A 5,537-nucleotide genomic window follows, 5' to 3' on the forward strand; every position below is an offset into this window, starting at 1 on the left:
GCGCGCAGATGCAGTGGTCCGCCGTCACGAGCCCGTCGACGTATGACGCGAGGATTCCGCCGATCCCGTGGCCTACAGAGTATGTACGCATGGTCGCCTGGCGCAGGAGCGAGTCGGGGAGGTCCAGCATCTGCCGCGGGACCGTGGCCAGGTGCTGTCGCACCGGGTCGGCGAAGGCCAGGGTGTAGGGCCTTCGGCTGTCGAGGATGACGAGCTGGCCGGCGGCCACCAGTGTCTCCCGGCCGTCCTGGACCGCGATGCTGTCGCCGGTGTGCTGCAGGCTCACGAGCAGTGAGGTGTCGCCGTCGGCAGCGATGAGCGGCGCGGTACGCGCCAGTTGCTGCGGGCTCGCTTCGAGGGAGCCGACCTGGACGCCGGCCATGCACGCCCGGCGGATCGCCCCGTGGAGCTCGGCGGCCCCCTCGGAGTGGATCTCCAGCCGGGTGAACGCCCTGCGCACGGCGTCCCTCCAGTACTCGGCCCTCTCGGTGGGTGGTTGGATGGCTGTGCAGAATGCTTCGATCATGATGTCCGCCGGAACGTGTTGAAGGCATCTGTTTCGCGGGCTGGGGTGGCAGAAGTAGGGGTCCTGCGTTTCCCGGGAGCTCCTTTCTGCGCCACCGTAAAAAACGCGTCATGGTTTTCGGCGGCCGCACGGGCAGGAATGCGGGATACCCGCAGAGCTGCGGCCTGAAGCCTTCGGAATATCTGCTGTGCCCCATGTCGCGTCGAGGCCGCTCGCGAAGAGGTCGTGGATCACCAGCGGGATGATCGCGGCGGCGGTGAAACCGCCCGCCTGCGCCGCGTCCAGCACGGTCGTGAAGCCGTGGGACGAGGGCCGGGCCGATTCCGGCGCGACGCTGTGGCTCTGCTGCGCCTGTGCGCCTGTGCGCCTGGATGGCGAGGCCGGTGCCGCTCTCCGTGCGTACTGGCGTGGGGAGGCTGTGGGCGGGGACCCTTCATGTCGTCCAAGGGCGGCGAACGTCCCGGCGACGCGGTTTGCGCGGGCGTGAGGAGCCGGGAGAGGCACCGTGCGACCCCAACCGTCACCGCTCCGGACGCCGGCGTGGTCGCGTGAGAAGCAATCTGTACTGATCGTTCCGACGTGCGTGAGGCCGGAAGCGCATGAGGCGTCGCCCCCCGCGATGGGTCGGCATGTATGGCTCGGCCGACAGGCTGCGCGGGTGCGAAAGCGGGGGCGCGGTCTGCTGTGACCCGTGCCACCCGGGCCCCCACCTCGGCGCTCGCCTCGGACGGACGCTCTGCCCATTCGGCCTCGTCCGCGCATCCGGGCAGGACCCTGACCGCTGTCCGGAACGCTCGGTGAGGTCCTTTACCTCGGGATGACTCGCCTGAGCGGGCATTTTTTGACCTAACGTTCCATTTGGGGTTCACTGGTGAAAGCGCCCACCGCCCCCGCGGCGCCGGCGTACTCCAAGCGGCCGTAGCCGGTGAAGGCCGCTTGAGCGCGATCCCGCGACCTGCCCTGCCTACCGGCGGACGGGGGCAGCATCGAGAGGAACATGATCATGGAAGAGCGGCAGCCCCAGCGGCGCCCCGCTTGGCGATCCAGGGCGGCCGGAGCGGCTGCCGCGGCCGCACTACTGGTGGCCGGAGGCGCGGGCGCGATCGCGTTCACCTCGCCCACCGCGACCGCGGTCACCACGGCGCATGGCGCACACGCCCGAGCCGCGGGAGACGCGGCCACGGTGCAGCGGCTGGCCGACATCGAGGAGATCCACCGGCTGAAGGCGCGCTACTTCCGCTACATCGACACCAAGCAGTGGTCGAAGCTGGCCGGACTCTTCACCGCCCACCCCACGATCGACGTCGGCATGAAGTACAGCAGCGGCAAGGAGATGGCGCAGACCACGGCGGCCCTGCTGGGCAACGCGCCGACCGCGCACCAGGGTTTCCTGCCGGAGATCGAGGTGCGCGGCGACACCGCGACCGGCACCTGGGTGATGGAGGACTACGTCAGCTTCCCGCCGGGCTCGCCTTACAAATCCGGCTTCCACGGCTACGGCCAGTACCACGAGACGTACAAGCGGGTGAAGGGTCACTGGTACATCGACAGCACGCTTCTGACCCGCTTCCGCGTGGACGACGTGCCCAGCCTTCCCGCCGCGTCCGCCTCGGCGAAGTAGCCGCCGCATCGCCGCGCTCCACGAACCCGGTCGACCACCGGGGTTTGCGGCGGGCCGTCCCGAAGTCCGTATCCCTTCCGGTCCCCATCCAAGCCCTCACCCCACAGGAGTCATCGCATGAGCACCATCGGTGTCGGAATCATCGGCGCGAGCCAGGGAGGCTGGGCCTCCATCAGTCACGTCCCCGCCCTCAAGGCCTTGCCCGGCTACGAGTTGCGGGCCATCAGCACCAGCCGCCGTGAGTCCGCTGAGGCGGCCGCGAAGGAGTTCGGTGTGGAGGCGGCCTACGACAACCACGCCGACCTCATCGCCCACCCGGGAGTCGACATCGTCGTGGTGGCGGTGAAGGTCCCCTTCCACAAGGAGCTCATCTCCGCGGCCGTCGACGCGGGCAAGACCGTCTACAGCGAATGGCCGCTCTCACTGAACAAGGCGGAGGCCGCCGAGGTCGTGCGCCGGGCCGAAGCCGCCGGCGTGCGCACCGCCATCGGCCTCCAGGGCCGCTACCACCCCGAACTCCGGTACGTGCGGCGGCTGATCGAGGAAGGCCGGATAGGCCGCGTCATCGGCACCACCCTGGTCGGCTCCGGCATGGTCTGGGGCCCGGAGACCACTCAGGCGCACGCGTACTGGTTCGACCGCACCCAGGGCGCCACCCCCCTGTCCGGCGCGGCCCTGCACACCATCGACGCACTCAATGTGACCCTCGGGGAGTTCCGCCGACTCTCGGCCAACCTCGTCGTGGGCCGCAAGGAGGTCACCGTCGTCGACAACGGCAACGCCGTCATCCCCGTGACCTCCCCGGACCAGATCGCCGTCATCGGCACCCTGGAGAGCGGTGCCGCCGCCTCCGTCTTCTACCGCGGGGGCACCTCCCGTGGCGACAACTTCCGTTGGGAGATCAACGGCACAGACGGCGACATCGTCCTGACCGCCCCCTGGGGCAACCTCCAGGTCACGGATCTGACGCTGCAGGCCGCCTTCGGCAAGGACACCACCGTATCCAAGCTCGAGGTACCCGCCGCATACTCCGCTGACATCCCGGCAGAACTCGCCGGTCCCGCAAGGAACGTCGCCGCGCTCTACGGCAACCTGGCCCGGGATCTGCGCTACGGCACCCACACCGTCCCGGACTTCGCCTACGCCCATAGCCGTCACCGGCTCATGGACGCCATCGAGAGTGCCTCGGCCGAAGGGATTACGCGGACCTTGGGCTGACCGGCCCCAAGCCGGGAACGCCCACCACGGCCACTCATACAAGGTATCTGTACTGTTCGGTGGAGCAAATAGGTCGACGATGAAGGCGGTCGGAGTATCGCCGTCCGGCGGGCCGGAGGCCCTGCGGGTCTTCGACGGCCTACCTCTCGGAGGGCCTGGCGATGATGAGCATGTTCGGCATGTTCTTGTTCGCCAGCTACTACCTGCAGCTGGTGAAGGGGTCCACCCCCCTCACGGCCGGACTTGTGTTCGTGCCGCTGGGGGCCGCACAGGCCTTCGGATCCATGGTCCTCGGCACCCGCCTGACGGCCAGAATGCGACCCGGTCTGCTGATGTTCGGAGGCTACCTCGTCACCGGGGCAGGAGTCCTGCTGCTTGCCCTGCTGCAGGCGGACAGCTCCTACGGCCTGCTGGTCACTGCCGAGATCGTCACCGGCCTCGGCATCGGCACAGCCTTCATGCCGGCCATGAGCCTGGGCACCCATGGCGTCGCCCCCCCAGGACGCCGGTGTCGGGAACCTGGCACGACACAGCGGCCGACCGGCCACTGCCGGCCCGCAGCCGCCCCTGATCCGGCATCCCGTTGGCCACACCCAATCCCTGCAGTTCCCCCCCCAGGGCTTCTGCTCGGCATCACCCCGGACGGTGACTACCTCACCACCGAAACTCCCCTGCCACTGGGATCCGTCCCGGCTCTCGCCACCGACGGCCTGATCGAAGCCCCGGGAATCGACACGACCACACCATCGCCGTCCTCGCACGCCACCTCACCGAAGCCGGCGATCGCGGTGCGGGCCACCTCGCCAACACTGCCCTGAACCATGCCCTGCGGGCCGTCCCCGGCACCGACGACAAAGCGCTCCTCCTCATGCGCGTCGTCAATCGAGTTGAACCTCGCGGTGTCGCTGTCCGTAAGCTCCACCAGCACCTGCGGTCCGCCGGCGTACCGCAAGCCGCACGGAAATAAAGTTGCACAATACAGTAAAGGCCGCGAAACGGACCGCCGGCGGCGATAGCGTGGATAACTGCCCGTAATGCAGGCCCCGCCACCAGGTCAGGAGGAAGCCCGCATGGCAGACCGACTCGACGTGGCATCGCTGGCTCCGCGTGATCGCGCGGACGCGATCCGTGAGTTCTCGTGGTCCGTCAACGGCCGCATACAGGTGGACCTACCACCGAACCCGAATCACCTGAAGGCCAATGCGACCACCCAAGCGGTGGGGTTGGTGAGAGTATCGGAAATCGGCTGGAACGTGGCCCGCCTCCGCCGTGCTGCCGCCCCGGTGGACGAGGACATGGTGCCGCACGTTCTCGTCAATCTGCAGCAAGCGGGGGTCTCCCGGTTCCACCAGGGAGGCAGGCAGGACGTGGTACGGGCGGGAGATCTCGTGGTGCTCCAGAACGCGAAGCCCTATGAGGTCGTTTTCCACGGCACGGTCCATGCGGTCCTCGTGCGCGTCCCCACACACGTCCTGGGGTTGCGGCCGTCCCTGCTCGACCGGGTCACAGCCGTGCGACTCGGCTCGGAGCGCCCGGTCGTGGGTGCCACGGTGGCGTTCTTCACCCGCCTGGCTCATGACCAGGCCGCTGCAGACGAGGCCGAGACCGCTGAGACCGCCCTGTTCGCGCAGCCTTGTGTCGACCTGGTCAGAGCTGTGGTCACCACGGCGATCGGTCGTGACGACCTGGCCAGAGCGCCTCTGAACAGCACACTTCTCCAGCGCGTTCAGGAGTACGTCCGCCTCCATCTGGCAGAACCCGACCTGACTGCCGCACGTATCGCCGCCGAGCACCATGTCTCCGTACGCCAGCTCTACCTGACCCTGTCCCGAGCGGGAATCAGCCTTGGCGAATGGATCAGGACTCAGCGCCTCGAAGAGTGCAAGAGAGAACTGGCGTCGCCAGTGGGTGAGTTCTTGACGATCGAGGCGATCGCTCACCGGTGGGGGTTTGCCAGCCCACCCCACTTCAGTCGCGTTTTCAAGGAGGCGTACGGTCTGAGCCCCCGCGAGCTGCGGCTGCACCATGCGTCAGGGGGAGCGGACCTTCGCCGGCAACAGTCCCACCCCGCCCCCGGAACGTCGGCCGGGTCGCCTTGACCGTGATCTGCTCGACCCGGGGGAGGGGGGGGGGGGGGGGGGGGGGGGGGGGGGGGGGGGGGGGGGGAGGGGG

The 5,537-nt window shown here is 68.7% G+C and carries 5 protein-coding genes; 4 read left to right on the top strand and 1 reads right to left on the bottom strand.

The annotated features are described in order from the left end of the window. Positions 1–526: cupin domain-containing protein (locus ACRWNP_RS36825; protein ID WP_431969320.1), on the bottom strand; the 526-nt coding region annotated here is incomplete at its 3' end. Between the two features lie 1,003 nt (positions 527–1,529). Between ACRWNP_RS36825 and ACRWNP_RS36830 the strand changes: the two genes are divergently transcribed. From ACRWNP_RS36830 to ACRWNP_RS36845, 4 genes are all read left to right on the top strand, one after another. Further along, the gene (locus ACRWNP_RS36830) at positions 1,530–2,147 is read left to right on the top strand and encodes a nuclear transport factor 2 family protein (RefSeq protein ID WP_431969322.1); all 618 of its coding nucleotides are present in this window, start codon (positions 1,530–1,532) and stop codon (positions 2,145–2,147) included. Between the two features lie 117 nt (positions 2,148–2,264). Continuing rightward, positions 2,265–3,365, top strand: coding sequence for a Gfo/Idh/MocA family protein (locus ACRWNP_RS36835; RefSeq protein WP_431969324.1), 1,101 nt, complete (start codon positions 2,265–2,267; stop codon positions 3,363–3,365). A gap of 161 nt (positions 3,366–3,526) precedes the next feature. Next, complete coding sequence (locus tag ACRWNP_RS36840; protein ID WP_431969326.1) at positions 3,527–4,183, top strand: SpoIIE family protein phosphatase; 657 nt, start codon at positions 3,527–3,529, stop codon at positions 4,181–4,183. Between the two features lie 252 nt (positions 4,184–4,435). After that, complete coding sequence (locus ACRWNP_RS36845) at positions 4,436–5,464, top strand: helix-turn-helix domain-containing protein (protein WP_431969328.1); 1,029 nt, start codon at positions 4,436–4,438, stop codon at positions 5,462–5,464. The last annotated feature ends 73 nt before the right edge of the window (positions 5,465–5,537 follow it).

The organism is Actinacidiphila sp. bgisy160 (assembly GCF_965342435.1).
GTDB lineage: Bacteria > Actinomycetota > Actinomycetes > Streptomycetales > Streptomycetaceae > Actinacidiphila.